Origin of the sequence: Pseudomonas sp. HS-18 (assembly GCF_020401845.1) — a bacterium.
In the GTDB taxonomy this organism is placed as follows: Bacteria; Pseudomonadota; Gammaproteobacteria; order Pseudomonadales; family Pseudomonadaceae; genus Pseudomonas; species Pseudomonas nitroreducens.
The window spans coordinates 1,081,010-1,096,103 of the sequence record NZ_CP084413.1; the positions used below are offsets into that span (position 1 = coordinate 1,081,010).

Sequence of the window (15,094 nt, forward strand, 5' to 3'; positions counted from 1 at the left end):
TCCCTTAAGTTGCGGATGATACGCTATCCGGTCTTTCAGGGAGCAAGTCCAGGTCTGAAGTAACTATGAATTTCTATCCGACTTCAGCGCCTACCGATTTTGAAAGCGACCCATTGATAAAAAACTATCAGATCAGCCGCTAATTTCTGTGTTTTTAGCTGCGGCCAGAACTCCACGGCAGTCATCTTCCGCTTTAAGGATATTCTGAAAAAGCCCGAATTTTATGAGGCTACTGGCCTGTAAGTCGCATGGTTACTGGGTCTGATTTTTCGATTGGGGGCTTTTCAGAGTATCTCTAAAGGTTTAGTGTTAGGGGGTTGAAAATCAGGATAAATATTTTGGAAAATCAGGATAAAGCCCATTGGGCGGTTGTTCCGTGCAGGTGTTTTCTGTTGGGGGCGCGTCTTTCGCTGAGGGCGCGTTACCTTCTCTTTCAGTTGGTGCGCCTCTATTCACTGGGGCAGCCTGAACATACAACAGTAGGTGGAGTACAGCGTCTGGCCAAGGACACTGGATTTAGCAAGGATGGGGTAAGTAGAAATCTAAGGATCTTGGTTGATCTGGGAGTGCTAGTGCGAGAGCAAAAGGCGACTCAGGGTCGGCCAAAGGCTATCTATCGACTCAATAGGACAATGCAGCAAAAGCTGTTGCATCGTTGGTCAATGACGCTTTTGGCTCCCTGGTTGTCTAGAGTTCTGATATCTGATGAGCCTCCATTTAGTACTCTATCCATATCAGAACGATCTCTGCTGGCGTTTCTCTGGGGCCAAGTTAAGAATCCTAGGGTATGTGTGTTGGATGGCCAGAGTGTCTCTAAGCTAGCCAGGAGGGCTGGTATCTGCTCGTCCACGTTTTACGCACTCACCCAGCAGCTACACCAGAAAGGTATGCTGGTGTCTTCCGGCGCAGATTTTACTGCTGATGGGAAATCCAATAAGACGAAAACGTATTTTCTACTGGGGCCGGCGGTTGTGAGTTGTTGGTCCCATGCGTATACCTGGCATGTATGTTTGGATGCAGGGGCGAAGGAAGGGGAAAAGGCAGTGTTGCGTTGGTTTTCGAGCGGTAGTGGTCAGCACAGCGGCGAGGAGTTGCTAGCGATTATAGAGAGTTTTTCCGGCGCTAGAGCTAGTAATGAATGGCAGATTGTTCGGTATAAATTGCCAGGATTTTTGGATGCTCCTGGAAGCGGGAGCTACGTGTTAACGCAGTGTTGTGCTGCGCTCTCTCATGCATTTTCGGATACGAGGAGTTTTATATGGTATACCCGTGTTCTCTATGTGAAAATTCAATGGGCGTTACTAAGGGTTTTAGGTTTTCCGATTGCGGACGCTGATGTACATCAGCTCGCGATTGAGGAGCTTGACCTTGAAAAATTTTCTAGTGAATGGCGGGCATTGTGTTTGTTTGCTGAAAAACTCTCGGTGTTATTGGTGGAGGCGCTCAAGCAGATATTTCCTGTGTTCCTATCTCCACAAGAGCTTGGTAGGGGGAGGAGGTTGAGCTGCTATCCGGTGGCAGTCGATGGCTCTCAGCAGGTGCGTATTGATCTTGTGACCGATGATGAGTTTGCCGCTGCTAAGTTCGGAGCGTATTTGCTTTCTGAAAGTAAGCATGGTGGCCTTGATCTACCTGAGCAGCTTCAGGCTGGTGCGTAGTATTGAGCGCTGTTTTGCTGTTGGTTAGTTAATATTATTAATCCTGGCGATGCTAATAGAAATACCAGCCTGGTTTTGGGTTGTATCAAAGTGATGCTGTAAGCGCTTACAACATGGAGAGCTTTTATGTAACTCATCATAGGAGCTTTCCATGTTCATACAGCCACCTAATGACTCGCCTGAATGGCAGGGCCTACCAGTTCAGCGGCCACTGCATGAGCTCATTCCGCATTATCTGCAACGCACACATGCCTTGCTAATGGATTGTCTGAAATCACATCCCCGCTGGAGTGTGTTCCGCATCGATCTCAGGGTGCCTGATGGGGAAAGCTTGCCCCTCAGGGCCATGACCGATTTTATCGAGTCGATGAAGAGTCAGTTGATGCATGCACAAGCTGTCAAGCGGGCCGCTGGGAAGCGAGGTTATGACCCAATGCTTCGCTATCTCTGGGTGAGGGAATGGCAGGATGCTGATTTCCCGCACTACCACGTCGCGCTATTGCTCAATCGAGATGCTTATTTCTCCTTGGGTGACTACAGCCAGTTGCAGTCTGACGTGTGCTCTTACGAGACAATGCTCGCTGGGCGCATCTGTAAAGCCTGGGGTGCCGCGCTGGGGATGGATTGGCGTGTTGCAGGACGCGGTGTGTATTTCCCGGAGCGGCCGGTATCGCCGTTACTGCTGCGGCACGCGAACTACCTGCAACAGTTCGCTGGGGTCTTCTACCGTCTGAGCTATTTCGCCAAACTCGACACTAAGCCGGATGGCGATGGTCAGCGCAATTTCGGTATGAGTCAGCTACACCGGCATTCAACCGGCACTCCTTGGGCTACCACTTGAGCCTAACAGCGGCGCTTGATCATGGCGGCGAGGGGGCGGCACCGATGGCGCGTAGAGGATGTCTGGGGCGTTGGGAGTCCGAGGTCTGGGAGCGGATTCTGGCACCGGGCGAAGAGCAGGATGGACATCCCCCTCGCTGATCCCTGAATAGTCATTGCGCTGTCTTATTGCAAGGCCATCCCGACTCCCCATATTCCGGCCAACGAGACGCCATGCAGGGCTGCTGCCAAAGCAAAAAAATAATAGGGGCCTATAGCTGTACGGACAGCCCTTGGGCTGTCCGTACATGCCAGTGGCCTCCCGCACTCGAGTTGCCTGTCTGCTGTTTTTTGTCCAGTGTGTAATGGTCTAGCGGGCAGCAGCGCTGCAACGAGTCTACGACCCGCGCCGTTAGAGCTGCATATGCGGGTTAGCGCAGCCCCGTACCTACGCTTCAGAGGTAGCCCAGCTCTGCCAGCGACGCGCAACCCTCACTACCGACAATGATGTGATCAAGCGTGCGTATGCTGACCATCTCCAGAGCCTGCTTGAGTTTGGTGGTTAGTGCGTGGTCTGCCTGGCTTGGGGCCGGATCGCCCGAAGGATGATTGTGTACCAATATGATCGCTGCGGCGTTATGGGCGAGGGCGAGCTTGACGACTTCCCGGGGATAGACGCTGGCGCCATCCAGTGTGCCGCGAAATAGTTCCTGAAATCGGATGACACGGTGTTTGTTGTCGAGCAGCAGTACGGCGAATACCTCGTGCTCGTACTCCTGCAGGAGAATCTGTAGGTAGCTGAACACCTCTGTGGGGTGGTGTAAGGCATGACCTTTTCGCAGCCGTTGGCTGGCCAGTTGTTTGGCCATTGTTAGGATGTCGTGCTCCGTGAGCGGGGCATTCGCAATGTAGGTGCCGGTGGTTTCTCCGGCCTTGAACTTGGTTGTCATTGAATGAACTCCATGGGCTTTTTGCGGGCATAAAAAAGCCTGACCCGTTGTCGGGTCAGGCTGTTAGATGGGATGGGCGTCGAGATATGCTGTCGTGATCTAGTAGGGAGAGGCCGAAAGAGCCCGGTATTGTTGGCTACGGAAACCCTGAAGAGGAATTCCCGATTCTGGCGTAGTAGCTCTTCGGTTGCTCGAGTTTTCTGCAGAGAGTAGGAAGTTATGAACGGTCAAAACTAAAGTCGTAATCACCTGCACTGGTGAAAATGGAAACTTCAACCACTTTCCTGCAGGAGGAAACGTCAATCTTCAACACTTCGCCAAATGGTATTTTAGACGGCAAAACCTGCTGGGCAGCAGCTGTGCAGTTACCTCGATTCACTTGCACTTTTTTGACCGTTACACTGTCTTGTTTTGCGGTGATTCGTACTTGCGGTGTTCCCCAAAAGGAGTTGCTTCCCAGTTCCACTTCAACGGGGGGCTTTGAGTCACAACCTGTAATGGCGGCTGCTACAAATGCGATCGTCAAGTATTTCTTCATCGATTGAGTCCTTTGAAGGATATAAGTTGTCGCTCCGGGCTGAACTACCAAGCGGAACGACAGAGGTTTTTATTGCTGTTCAGAGGTTGGAGAACCTGTGAAAGATTCTTGGTCGGAAGCTTCACTGTCTTGCCCTCTGCACTGATCTGCAGGTTGTTGGCCTTGCGCAGCGCCGCCCAGAATCCAGGGAAATTGGAGCCACAGGCATGGCAGTCGGTGAAGAAGGGATTGCTGTAGGTAGTGCCGTCGACGATGACATCGAAGCCAATGTCGTCGTTGGACGAGTACTGCTTGCCTGCAATCGAGGCGTAGGCGCTGACGGCACTTTCACCATCGTCCGGGCAGGAGATATTCAGTTCGTTGCCATTGCCATCGTCGACCAAGTGTTCTTGGACCCCTTGGGCGTAACCGCTAGTCCATTCGTAAGTGCCAGCGCTGGCTGCGGAGACGGCAACCGCTGTCAAAAAAGCTGCGACCAGTAGATTCCTTTTCATGAGGACACGTCCTTTTGTTGATAGAGCTGAGAGGAAAGTGGTTTCTGAGTAGGGATACAACCTAATAGGTTGAGAATCATCGCTTTGTGTCCTTCATGTCAATGGGGCGGTAGCCAACCATCAAGGTTGAGATGGGAGGCGTCATGTCCGAGATTGATCAGAAACATTTGGCTGAAGTTGTGGGCCGAGCGATTGCCAAGCAGCGGGTGCGCTGTGGCATGACCCAGGAGGAGGTTGCCGAGCGCCTCGGAGTGGGGAGCGAGGCGGTATCGCGCATCGAGCGTGGGGTGGTCATTCCGACGGTGCTGCGCTTGCTCGAACTGGCCTCGGTATTCGATTGCGAAGCCGCCGAGCTGCTCAATGAGTCGAGTTCGCGCGTGACCGATCAGGCGAGCCGAATCAGCCAGCTATTGGGTGGACTAAGCGAAACGGATCGTCAGTTGGTGATGGGCATCGTGGAGCAGTTGAGCGGGCGGCTTAGCCGCAAGCAGGGAAAGGCCCGCTGAATTAGGCCATGTTCGCGAAGCACGGTAATCCCGCCAGCGTCGGCGCATCTGGATCGAGCAACAGAAAGCGCACATTGGCTTGGCCAGCCAAGTGCAGGATGTCGACGAATTCCACGGGCAAGCCGTAGTGTAGTTGCCGCTGGCGCAAATCGGCGGGGCGGGTACTGAATAGTTCCAGGTTATCCTCCGTCCAGGGGGTATTTCTCAGCTTGCAGCCGACGACACTGTGTCCTGACATCTCGAAGAACTCGATGTGTAGTTCACGTAAGTGCAGTGGTTTATCGGCATAGGCGAGGCTGAACAAGTTATCCACGACGGTTTCTGGCAGATGCGCAGTGCTGATTTCCCAGCAGCGGCTGAAATGCCCCGTCGCGAAGGTCAGCCGTTCAACGATTTGCTGCGCCTGCTCCAGTGTGGGCTGTACACTCAGGACCAGCGTGTGATTCCGGTCCATTGCGTGGATCACGTAGGACAACGCTTGCAGCGAGCCACCTGGTTGCAGATCCTGTACGAGCAGTTGGATGGACAGTTTGTCGTAACCGCGGAGAAAGGGATTGAGAGTCATGGGGCCTCCGAACGGATGCAGGTCGGCATCCGGTGACAGTGAATAGATGTGATTGACGGCAGGAGCCCAAAGGGGCTCCTGTTTATGCCGTCTCAGGCTGGTGGGTTCTCGAGCGAGCGCGCTTCGGCACGTTCTTTCAGTAAGCTGGCAAGCGTGGAGCGGGATTTGCCAGTCGTTGGCAGGGGCGCCGAGTGCTTGGGCTGCGATAACGCTTGGGCTGGCGTATCGGTAGACGGTGCAGGGAAGAACTCATCGACGATGGCGTTGCCTTCGTCCTCGCTGTCCTCGAAGGCGCCATTGGCAAAGCCCAAGCGAGCGGTGGCATCCAGGGCTGTCTGATCAAACCCCGAAGCCTGGCGTAGTTCATCGAGCTCGCGCGCCTGCTGCAATGCCAGCTCTAGGGCAACGCCGTTACGTACGGTGATGTCGACGTAGAAGATCGGCGAACCATGGCTTTGACGGGTGGACTTGCCGCGCAGGCGCAGCTCCAGGGCGAGACAGGCCAGGCGATTACCGGAGATGGCCTGCAGGTACTGCAGTCGCGCCGCCAGGGTGCGGATGCTGTTGAAGCCGGTCGTGCGAAAGACGAAGCTACCTAGCGCATCCTCATCGCCGATGATCACATTGAGTCGACCGTAGGGCTTGCAAGCTCCACCCTTGGCCAGCGGACAGGCATCGGGGGAAGGGCAGGGCAGCGACTCGATACCGTCCTGGCCACGACGCTTGCAGGTTTCGCCATTGCCAACACATACCGGGCGCCCTGACTGTCGGTCGAACAGGCAATATTCGGCGCGAAAATTCAGCTCCGGTGCGTTGAACATCAGTCGAATCGGGATGCAGCGGATCTTGCCGCCCTGGGCTGTGCGCAATGCTTCGTCCAGGGGATGATTGATCCACCCATCGCGCAGTTGCACCTGCGAGGTAATGGTGAATTGGTCGTCCTTCTCCGGCAGGCGCTTGCCGTTCTTTTCGACGACCTTGCCGATGGAAATCCGCCCGAGCACCGGCGGGGTAATGGCCAAGCCTTTGAGCATGGTGGTTCTCCAGTGGAAGAATAAAAAAGACCACCCCGACGTAGGAGCGCCGGAGTGGCCAATGGGGGAAACGAGATCAGAGGATCAGGAAGCGGCGGCTGCCGGTCTTGGTGCTGGGATAGCGTGCCAACAGGTAGGGCTTTTCCTTGAGCAGCCGCGGTACATCGAGCACCACACTGTCCTTGGCTTTGCGCCAGGAGACCACGCCGTTGGCGAACTGCGCCCGGCTGGCATCCCCCATGGCCTGCTGCAGTTGCTGCTTCAGTTCGGCTTCGCGTTTGCCCTGGGCTTCCAGGTTGGCACGAACCGATTGCAGTTCATCGAAGGCGCCCGACAGGAGCGGGTTCTGGGTGAAGTCCAGAGTGCTGCCACTGTCCTGTGGGTACAGACAGCGCAAGGCCTGCTCCGCGGAGTCGGAGCCATCCGCCGGTGGCGGCGTGTCACGTTGTACGTAGCTCCAGAAGTCCCGCTCCAACTCAATCAGCCGCGCAATGAGTTCGTCGTCGCGCTCAATGCGGTGGATCTCCAGGTGCTGACCACCGAGCAGTACAGCCACATCGGCGGCCCGTTTACCGGTCACTGCCAACTGGTGCATGACCTGCAGTTGCACATACACCGGTACGCCGTCCTTCCACAGTCGAGCGCCATTGAGGCCCGCGGTCTTGCATTCGAGAATCTGGACATCGCTGGCGCCGATTACCTCGCGGTCGATATTGGCGAGCATCCAACTCAGTGTGGGATCGGGATGCTGCAGCACGGCATTGATTCGGCGTACTCGATTGCTGGTGCGTTGGGTGTAATGGGTGGCCACGATAGGTTCTAGGATGTTGCCCCAGTAGGTGGGGCTGTCTTCATCGTGGGGATCGCTCTTGGGCAGCAGGGCATCGCGGCCGGTCTTCTCCAGCCACAACTCCAGTTGCGACTGGTAGGGATTGAGGCCGACTGCGGCGGCGGCATCCGAGCTGCCAATACCGTGTTTACGCACTGACAGCCACTCGTCACGAGACAGATCCTTGGTGCTGACCAGACGCAGGGCCGGGCGGGGGCTGCCATGCAATGAAGTTGCTTTCATCGTATTCACCTGCAGACATAAAAACGCCCGATCAGCTTCGTGCTGATCGGGCGAGAGGATTGATGGGCGAACGGGTTAGGCGACGAGGCGCAGTGCGGCATCCAGGGCGCGTTGCTTGATCTGGGCGCCCCGGCCGAACCAGGCCGAGTCCATGCGGTACTCGTTGCTGCGCGCACGACGCTCGTGATCGACGAATTCGGTGATGGCATTGAGCAGTCCCCAGGCGGTGCCGCGCGCCGAGTCCAGCTGACTGCCTCGGCCGTGTCCTTGGTACAGGCTTTCCACCTTTTGCATGGCGCGAATGTTCGGCACAGTCTTGCCTTGCTGACTGGTAGGCAAACTGTCGCCGAGTACGGTGGTGATGAAGCTCAACGCCTCCTTGGATTTCACTTTTCGCTCAGCCAACGTCCGCATGCGATACATAAACTCATCCCACTGCGAGACGGCGATACCGAGTTGCTTCTTCACCAACTGCGGATCGAAGCGGGTGTTGTGCGGCACCTTGATTGCCCGGCTAGTACCGTCCAGGGCGATGGTCAGGGTGTTGTTGCACACTACGCGCACCGTGGTCGGCGTCGCCGTGGTGGCCAGGGTGCCGTCGCAGGAGGTGGCCAGCAGCAGATAGCCATTCACCTGGTCATTGCCCTTCAGGGCTGTGCCTTGCCCCGTGCGTGCCAGCGCCCAGAACTTTCGTCCGCCCTTGAGCACGCCAGCAGTCTCCAGCTCATAGCCAGAGACCTCGGTGAGATCGCGGTAGAATTCCAGCACCTCGCGTGGCTGTACGGTGTGGTAGCGCTGGGAAACCACCGATAGCGGCGCTTTGCTGTCCGAGCGATAGAGCACCTTCTGCTCGGGGAAGGAGTGGATGGTGCCCAGATGGCCGATGGCGTCGGACTTGAAGTGAACCGGACTTTCGAGAATTTCCCAGTCCATGCCGGCCTCACGTTGCCAGACTTCGATGGGTTGTTGCTGGGTGAGTTGATTGCCCAGGCCATGCCACGGCGTGGCACCGACATAAGCCATTTGTTCGATGAGATGAGCCATAAAGATCTCCTTGCCAGAGGACACTGGCGAGCGCCAATGCTCGGTTTCAGCAGCGAGCATCGACGTGCGGAAAATGAGAGGAAAGGCGGCGCGTGGGAGCGCGGTATGACAGGGAGGGGCTAGTTTTCGCTGACCGAAAACACCTGGCCGCAGGCCTGGCACTCGAAGTTGTCGAGCACCTGGGCATCGATTTCTTCGCCCATGCGGGCACCGGCCAGGCTGCCCACGGCGCCACCGGCCAGCCCGCCCAGAATGGCGCCGGCTACACCGCCGAGTACGGCGCCAATGGGACCCGCAACGGCGCCTATAGCAGCGCCACTTTGGGCGCCGGTGACCGCGCTGGCGGCACCGGTCGCGGCGCCACCGAGCGCTCCGGCTGCGCCGCCGACTTTGCGGGCGAAATTACGGGTACGAATGTGCTCAGAATTACAGGAAGGGCAGTAAATCGACATTTTTCAGACTCCTGTTCAACGAAAAGGGCTGAAGAGGGCCATACGTGCCCGTCTTCCCTTGAGTAATACAGGTCTGAAATTTCTTTGAATCCAGGTGATGGCCTCCGACATCACGACAGGATGGCTGGTCTACATAGGCGAAAGCTCTCTCGCTTCATCGAGGCTTCAGGGGCTCAGGTCGACCGACCATTCCGGCCTCAATGGAGCACTCGTGACGTGAGTCTTCGGTCTCAATATGCTTTCTTAGGGTGAGCCCCGTATGGGCGGATGTTTCTCTGGAGGGTGTCCTGCTCTTGGAGTGGATCTTGTTTGCGACAACCGGACCCTCTGTAAGCTTCGAGAAAAAGATTCGCTGTTAGGAACGCTCTCGTCAAATTGCGCCGGACGCCATGCCAATACCACGACCTGACCGGTGTCATGGCTAAATGGCTTGAACCGACCAAAATAGCCCTTATCTATCTGGCATCCCGGCGGGTTAGTCGTGACCAGGGGCACTCATCGCTCCGGCCCGCCATAGAAAGGAAGGACGACCCTCATGCGAATCGACCGTTTGACCAGCAAGCTCCAGCTTGCACTCTCCGATGCCCAGTCCCTGGCCGTTGGACATGACCACCCGGCCATCGAGCCGGTGCACCTGCTGTCCGCGCTGATCGATCAGCAGGGCGGCTCCATCAAGCCCCTGCTGATGCAGGTCGGCTTCGATATTCCGGCGCTACGCTCCTCTCTCAATAAGGAGATGGACACGCTGCCGAAGATCCAGAACCCCACCGGCGATGTGAACCTGTCGCAGGACCTGGCGCGCCTGCTCAACCAGGCCGACCGCCTGGCCCAGCAGAAGGGCGACCAGTTCATCTCCAGCGAACTCGTGCTGCTCGCCGCCATGGACGACAGCACCAAGCTTGGCAAGCTGCTGACCAGCCAGGGCGTCTCCAAGAAGGCCCTGGAGAATGCTGTGGCCAACCTGCGGGGTGGCGAGGCGGTCAACGACCCGAACGCCGAGGATTCGCGCCAGGCGCTGGACAAGTACACCGTCGACATGACCAAGCGTGCCGAGGACGGCAAGCTCGACCCGGTGATCGGCCGTGACGACGAAATCCGCCGGACCATCCAGGTCCTGCAGCGCCGCACCAAGAACAACCCCGTGCTGATCGGCGAACCCGGCGTCGGCAAGACCGCTATCGTCGAAGGCCTGGCCCAGCGCATCGTCAACGGCGAAGTACCCGACGGCCTGAAGGACAAGCGCCTGCTGGCGCTGGACATGGGCTCGCTGATCGCCGGCGCCAAGTTCCGCGGCGAGTTCGAGGAGCGCCTGAAAGCCGTGCTCAACGAACTGTCCAAGCAGGAAGGGCGGATCATCCTGTTCATCGACGAACTGCACACCATGGTCGGTGCCGGCAAGGCCGAAGGCGCCATGGATGCCGGCAACATGCTCAAGCCGGCCCTGGCCCGTGGCGAGTTGCACTGCGTGGGTGCTACCACCCTGGACGAATACCGCCAGTACATCGAGAAGGATGCCGCCCTGGAGCGCCGCTTCCAGAAAGTGCTGGTGGATGAGCCGAGCGAGGAGGACACCATCGCCATCCTGCGTGGCCTGAAAGAGCGCTACGAGGTGCACCACGGCGTGACCATTACCGATGGCGCGATCATCGCCGCGGCCAAGCTCAGCCATCGCTACATCACCGACCGCCAGCTGCCGGACAAGGCCATCGACCTGATCGACGAGGCCGCCAGCCGCATCCGCATGGAGATCGACTCCAAGCCGGAGGAACTTGATCGCCTGGATCGCCGCCTGATCCAGTTGAAGATCGAACGCGAGGCGCTGAAGAAGGAAGACGACGAGGCCACCAGGAAGCGCCTCGCCAAGCTGGAAGAAGACATCGCCAAGCTCGAGCGCGAGTACGCCGACCTCGAGGAAATCTGGAAGTCGGAGAAAGCCGAGGTCCAGGGTTCCGCGCAGATCCAGCAGAAGATCGAGCAGGCCAAGCAGGAAATGGAGACCGCGCGGCGCAAGGGCGACCTGGAAACCATGGCGCGCATCCAGTACCAGACCATTCCGGACCTGGAGCGCAGCCTGCAGATGGTCGACCAGCATGGCCAGACCGAGAAGCAGCTGCTGCGCAACAAGGTGACCGACGAGGAAATCGCCGAAGTGGTCGCCAAGTGGACCGGCATCCCGGTCTCCAAGATGCTCGAAGGCGAGCGCGAGAAGCTGCTGCGCATGGAAGACGAGCTGCACAAGCGCGTCATCGGCCAGCATGAGGCCGTGGTGGCCGTGGCCAACGCCGTGCGCCGTTCCCGTGCGGGGCTGGCGGACCCGAATCGCCCCAGCGGCTCGTTCCTCTTCCTCGGCCCGACCGGGGTGGGCAAGACTGAGCTGTGCAAGGCGCTGGCCGAATTCCTCTTTGACACCGAGGAAGCGCTGGTGCGCATCGACATGTCCGAATTCATGGAGAAACACTCCGTGGCCCGTCTGATCGGCGCACCGCCGGGCTACGTCGGCTATGAAGAAGGTGGTTACCTGACCGAGGCCGTGCGACGCAAGCCGTACTCCGTGGTGCTGCTGGACGAAGTCGAGAAGGCCCACCCGGACGTCTTCAACGTCTTGCTGCAGGTGCTCGAAGACGGCCGCCTGACCGATAGCCACGGCCGCACCGTGGACTTCCGCAATACCGTGGTGGTGATGACCTCGAACCTGGGCTCTGCGCAGATCCAGGAACTGGTCGGCGACCGTGAAGCCCAGCATGCAGCAGTCATGGATGCGGTGAATTCGCACTTCCGTCCGGAATTCATCAACCGGATCGACGAAGTGGTGGTCTTCGAACCGTTGGCTCGCGAGCAGATCGCCGGCATCGCCCAGATCCAGATGGGCCGCCTGCGCAAGCGCCTGGCCGAGCGCGAGCTGAGCCTCGAGCTGAGCGACGACGCCATGGACAAGCTGATCGCCGTCGGTTTCGATCCGGTGTATGGCGCACGGCCGCTCAAGCGCGCAATCCAGCGCTGGATCGAGAACCCGCTGGCGCAACTGATCCTGGCCGGCAAGTTCAACCCTGGTACGCAGATCCACGCCAAGGTCGAAAACGACGAGATCGTCTTCTCCTGATCAGTGCTCCATGAAAAAGCCCGCCAATTGGCGGGCTTTTTCCTGTCCGGCCGGCGCGGGCCCGTTCCGTGATCGCGCGCATGGCCGGCTCCCGTTGGTATTCAGCCTGTCTCGCGGGCCCCACCGAGCAGGATCAGCAGTTGCTCGATCCGCTCCGCCTGATCCTCGGCGATATCGATGATGTGAAAACCCGCCCAGCCCAATTGGCCGTCGGTGCCGGCGCGACTCCACAGGCAATCGGCGCCGAGCTGGATCTCGCCGATTTCGTCCAGTGGCGGAGCCGGTACCAGATGACACTCCCAGACCGAGTCGGCCTCCGGCACGTCCACGCCGCAGAGCATGAACCCTTCGGCGGACAGGTCGGCGAGCCGGCCCAGGCTGCGCCTGGTGTGGCGGTCGAAGACTTCCACGGTCAGCCCGGTCTGCTGCCGGCTATGCTGGCGACGTTCACTCATCGACTGCTCCCTCAGGTCTGTGCCGGGCTGCGCCCGGAAGTAAAGCGTTGCAGGACCCGGTAGATGGCATTCAGCGCACGATCCATCAGCGGGGCGGACTGTTCCAGCGGTACCAGGCGGACCCTGCCCGCCTCCATATCCTGCGCCAACTGCACTATCGGTTTGACCGCCACCCGTTGCCCTGTGTGGTCGACGAACATGTAGTTGCGAGTGGTCGGGCTGAACCACGAGAGCTTGAGCCGGCGCGGCGGCGTGGTGTCGCTGAATTCGAACCAGGTGCCGAACTCCTGCTGGCTCAACTCCTTGATCAATACCCGCACGCGTTCGGAGAGCGCCGCGCCATCGGGCTTGACCAGGGTATGGCCCTCGGCGCCAAGCATGGCGCCCAGCGGACTCTCCGGCAGCTCCTGCTTGAGTTGCGCGGCGATCTGCGGTTGCTGTGCCTGGATCGCGTGCTGGCAGGCAACCAGATCCTGCAGCAGCCGGCGGATGCCGTCCTCGTGGTAACCCCCCAGCACTTCCAGACCCTTGCGCAGCTCTTCCAGGAGGGCCAAGCGGATGGCCTGCAGATGATCGCGGCCAGCGGCATCCAGAGGCGTCACGCTCCAGGCGAGTTGTTCACCGACTTCGCAGGCGCGTTTCCATTCGTCGCTGTGCTCACCGCTGCGCAGCACAATGAAGGTAAGAGCATCGCACCAGCTCATTTCCAGGAAGTTGCGCACCAGTTCCGGCAAGTCGCGGTCCTGCGTCACCTTGGCGATGGCGTCCAGCGCTTGCTCGCGGGCGGCCAGTAGACGGTCGCGGCCGCGGGCGGCCTCCATGGCTCGACGCTCGCGCAGCTCGACCTTCTGTCGCAGGTTGCTGACGTATTCGTTGAAGTCGCCCAGCAGGCTGTCGAACAGCGACAGGTCGCCGACGAAGCCCTGGATCACCCGCTCGACTACCCAGTGCATCTTCGCCAGCAGAGCGCGCTCCTCGCCCTCGCCGCCATACAGCACGCCGGCCTGGGCCATGGCATTGAGTAGCTTGCGTGCCGGATGGTGATGCTGGGTGAACAGTTGCTTGTCCAGCAGGGCGACCTTGAGGAAGGGCGTATGCAGGTGGGAGAGGGTGGTCTTGCAGCTGTCCGGCAGGTTCTCGTCGTCGAGGATGAAGTCGAAGACCATGCCTACCAGGTCGATGACATCGGCCTCCTGGTCGGTCAGCCGGGTGTTCTTCGGTTGCGCGCTGCCGGCTTCCAGGTGGCGCTGCAGATCGGCTTTCAAGGCATCGACCGGTTGCGGCTGGCGCAGGCGCTGGGCCAGCTCGTGGGCCGATTCGCGCTGCAGGCGGTTCAATGCTTCCAGCAGCTCATTGGCGCTATAGGTCGTCGTGGCGGTGGTGGGGCCGAAGCTGACGATACTCTGGGTGTTGCCGAACAACGTGGCCTTGTCGCCGCGCCGACGGCGTTCGGCGAGCAGCACGGCGAGGCCCCCGAACAGGGCATTGCGGTCGCCGGGTGGCATGTCCGGCAGGTCACTGGCGCTGTAGGGCGGCAGCACTGGTGCCCCGTCGTCCGGCATCGTGGTGCTTTTCTCCGCAATCTTCGCCGGGCGTGGTGTGTGGGAGGACGCCGGGCGCTGGCCTTGCGGGCGGTATTTCAGGTTGGGCAGGACCCCGCCGTCGGCCAGGCGCTTGTTCAGCTGTTCATATATAGGTTGCAGATGCTGCATGACCTGTTGGTCGAACAGCACATAAAGGATGGTCTTGATCCGCAGCGGGAAGACACTGCGCGCCAGGGTGTCGCGGAACGCCTGGGCAATGGCCTGCGGGCCGAAGGGATTACGGTCCTCGCCCAGCTTGCTGCCGTTGTTGAGCAGTGCCAGGCGCTGATCCAGCGCGAACAGCTGCTGTGCACAGTGCGCGCGCACCTGGTTGACCATGTTGGTCACCAGCAGCGTTTCTTCATATTCGTCGTTGCCGACCAGGGTCAGCTGGTCCATGTCCAGCTCTTCAAGCGGCTCCGTGAGAGGCAGTTTGCCTTCGAGGAAGTCGCTCAGGCCCTGGGCGATGCGCTGGTGGTAGAAGCGCTCGAGGTTCGGCCGCTCGCGGCGGACTTCGCGCATGGCGTCGAAGAACAGGGCCTGGACCTGGTTGTTCTCGGCTTTCTCGGCGCATTCGAAGAGCGCGTCGTCCACCTGGGCGAAGACATTGCCCAGGAGCTCGGCAAGGTGATTCATCGCCAACTGGCGGCAAGCCTGCACCAACTCGCCGAAGCGGGGCTGGATCACCCGGCTGGCGATGGGGGAGGGCGGTGGGGTGTCCTTGTTGCTCATGGCCATCCTGTGCGTGATCGTTCCGTTTACACTCGCGGTGGATCACTCGAGTTTTTCCATGCAGATATAGCAATCAGCCTGGCCCCCTGCAA

General features: G+C 59.1%; 14 protein-coding genes. 4 read left to right on the top strand and 10 right to left on the bottom strand.

Annotated features, from left to right (window positions below):
• The first annotated feature begins 887 nt into the window (after nt 1–887).
• Nucleotides 888–1,658 carry a hypothetical protein gene (locus LDJ84_RS05090; RefSeq protein ID WP_226046003.1) on the top strand — a complete coding sequence of 257 codons (771 nt, stop codon included), beginning with the start codon at nt 888–890 and terminating at the stop codon, nt 1,656–1,658.
• A gap of 151 nt (nt 1,659–1,809) precedes the next feature.
• On the top strand, nt 1,810–2,499 hold the full coding sequence (locus tag LDJ84_RS05095) for an inovirus Gp2 family protein (RefSeq protein WP_226046004.1): 690 nt from the start codon (nt 1,810–1,812) through the stop codon (nt 2,497–2,499).
• A 433-nt stretch (nt 2,500–2,932) separates the two neighbouring features.
• Here the strand turns inward: LDJ84_RS05095 and radC are convergent, their stop codons facing one another.
• The 3 genes from radC to LDJ84_RS05110 form a co-directional block, all read right to left on the bottom strand.
• A complete protein-coding gene (radC, locus tag LDJ84_RS05100) occupies nt 2,933–3,427 on the bottom strand; it encodes a RadC family protein (RefSeq protein WP_226046005.1) in 495 nt (164 codons plus the stop codon).
• A gap of 217 nt (nt 3,428–3,644) precedes the next feature.
• On the bottom strand, nt 3,645–3,965 hold the full coding sequence (locus LDJ84_RS05105) for a hypothetical protein (protein WP_226046006.1): 321 nt from the start codon (nt 3,963–3,965) through the stop codon (nt 3,645–3,647).
• Nucleotides 3,966–4,009: 44 nt separating this feature from the next.
• Nucleotides 4,010–4,459, bottom strand: coding sequence for a hypothetical protein (locus LDJ84_RS05110; protein ID WP_226046007.1), 450 nt, complete (start codon nt 4,457–4,459; stop codon nt 4,010–4,012).
• Between the two features lie 143 nt (nt 4,460–4,602).
• Here LDJ84_RS05110 and LDJ84_RS05115 point away from each other — a divergent pair, with 143 nt between their 5' ends.
• Complete coding sequence (locus LDJ84_RS05115; RefSeq protein WP_226046008.1) at nt 4,603–4,965, top strand: helix-turn-helix domain-containing protein; 363 nt, start codon at nt 4,603–4,605, stop codon at nt 4,963–4,965.
• A 1-nt stretch (nt 4,966) separates the two neighbouring features.
• Here LDJ84_RS05115 and LDJ84_RS05120 read toward each other — a convergent pair whose 3' ends face one another.
• From LDJ84_RS05120 to LDJ84_RS05140, 5 genes are all read right to left on the bottom strand, one after another.
• Nucleotides 4,967–5,530, bottom strand: coding sequence for a hypothetical protein (locus tag LDJ84_RS05120; protein ID WP_226046009.1), 564 nt, complete (start codon nt 5,528–5,530; stop codon nt 4,967–4,969).
• A 92-nt stretch (nt 5,531–5,622) separates the two neighbouring features.
• The gene (locus LDJ84_RS05125; RefSeq protein WP_226046010.1) at nt 5,623–6,564 is read right to left on the bottom strand and encodes a hydrolase or metal-binding protein; all 942 of its coding nucleotides are present in this window, start codon (nt 6,562–6,564) and stop codon (nt 5,623–5,625) included.
• A 76-nt stretch (nt 6,565–6,640) separates the two neighbouring features.
• Nucleotides 6,641–7,636, bottom strand: coding sequence for a YqaJ viral recombinase family protein (locus LDJ84_RS05130; RefSeq protein WP_226046011.1), 996 nt, complete (start codon nt 7,634–7,636; stop codon nt 6,641–6,643).
• Between the two features lie 75 nt (nt 7,637–7,711).
• Nucleotides 7,712–8,680 (bottom strand): DUF932 domain-containing protein, encoded by a 969-nt coding sequence (locus LDJ84_RS05135; RefSeq protein ID WP_226046012.1) that lies wholly within the window; start codon nt 8,678–8,680, stop codon nt 7,712–7,714.
• A 119-nt stretch (nt 8,681–8,799) separates the two neighbouring features.
• Nucleotides 8,800–9,132, bottom strand: a complete 333-nt coding sequence (locus LDJ84_RS05140) for a hypothetical protein (RefSeq protein ID WP_226046013.1) — start codon at nt 9,130–9,132, stop codon at nt 8,800–8,802.
• Nucleotides 9,133–9,667: 535 nt separating this feature from the next.
• Here LDJ84_RS05140 and clpB point away from each other — a divergent pair.
• Nucleotides 9,668–12,232, top strand: coding sequence for an ATP-dependent chaperone ClpB (clpB, locus tag LDJ84_RS05145; protein ID WP_226046014.1), 2,565 nt, complete (start codon nt 9,668–9,670; stop codon nt 12,230–12,232).
• A gap of 101 nt (nt 12,233–12,333) precedes the next feature.
• Here the strand turns inward: clpB and LDJ84_RS05150 are convergent, their stop codons facing one another.
• Both LDJ84_RS05150 and LDJ84_RS05155 read right to left on the bottom strand, forming a co-directional pair.
• Complete coding sequence (locus tag LDJ84_RS05150; RefSeq protein ID WP_017521597.1) at nt 12,334–12,687, bottom strand: PilZ domain-containing protein; 354 nt, start codon at nt 12,685–12,687, stop codon at nt 12,334–12,336.
• An 11-nt stretch (nt 12,688–12,698) separates the two neighbouring features.
• Nucleotides 12,699–15,002, bottom strand: coding sequence for a DUF1631 domain-containing protein (locus LDJ84_RS05155; RefSeq protein WP_226046015.1), 2,304 nt, complete (start codon nt 15,000–15,002; stop codon nt 12,699–12,701).
• Between the last annotated feature and the right edge of the window lie 92 nt (nt 15,003–15,094).

Bases quoted from the DNA above. Each gene is read 5' to 3' on its own strand.
- LDJ84_RS05105 (WP_226046006.1), bottom strand. From the start codon at position 3,965: ATGAAGAAATACTTGACGATCGCATTTGTAGCAGCCGCCATTACAGGT.
- LDJ84_RS05150 (WP_017521597.1), bottom strand. From the start codon at position 12,687: ATGAGTGAACGTCGCCAGCATAGCCGGCAGCAGACCGGGCTGACCGTG.
- LDJ84_RS05140 (WP_226046013.1), bottom strand. From the start codon at position 9,132: ATGTCGATTTACTGCCCTTCCTGTAATTCTGAGCACATTCGTACCCGT.
- LDJ84_RS05090 (WP_226046003.1), top strand. From the start codon at position 888: ATGCTGGTGTCTTCCGGCGCAGATTTTACTGCTGATGGGAAATCCAAT.
- LDJ84_RS05135 (WP_226046012.1), bottom strand. From the start codon at position 8,680: ATGGCTCATCTCATCGAACAAATGGCTTATGTCGGTGCCACGCCGTGG.
- radC (WP_226046005.1), bottom strand. From the start codon at position 3,427: ATGACAACCAAGTTCAAGGCCGGAGAAACCACCGGCACCTACATTGCG.
- LDJ84_RS05125 (WP_226046010.1), bottom strand. From the start codon at position 6,564: ATGCTCAAAGGCTTGGCCATTACCCCGCCGGTGCTCGGGCGGATTTCC.
- LDJ84_RS05130 (WP_226046011.1), bottom strand. From the start codon at position 7,636: ATGAAAGCAACTTCATTGCATGGCAGCCCCCGCCCGGCCCTGCGTCTG.
- LDJ84_RS05120 (WP_226046009.1), bottom strand. From the start codon at position 5,530: ATGACTCTCAATCCCTTTCTCCGCGGTTACGACAAACTGTCCATCCAA.
- LDJ84_RS05115 (WP_226046008.1), top strand. From the start codon at position 4,603: ATGTCCGAGATTGATCAGAAACATTTGGCTGAAGTTGTGGGCCGAGCG.
- LDJ84_RS05095 (WP_226046004.1), top strand. From the start codon at position 1,810: ATGTTCATACAGCCACCTAATGACTCGCCTGAATGGCAGGGCCTACCA.
- LDJ84_RS05155 (WP_226046015.1), bottom strand. From the start codon at position 15,002: ATGAGCAACAAGGACACCCCACCGCCCTCCCCCATCGCCAGCCGGGTG.
- LDJ84_RS05110 (WP_226046007.1), bottom strand. From the start codon at position 4,459: ATGAAAAGGAATCTACTGGTCGCAGCTTTTTTGACAGCGGTTGCCGTC.
- clpB (WP_226046014.1), top strand. From the start codon at position 9,668: ATGCGAATCGACCGTTTGACCAGCAAGCTCCAGCTTGCACTCTCCGAT.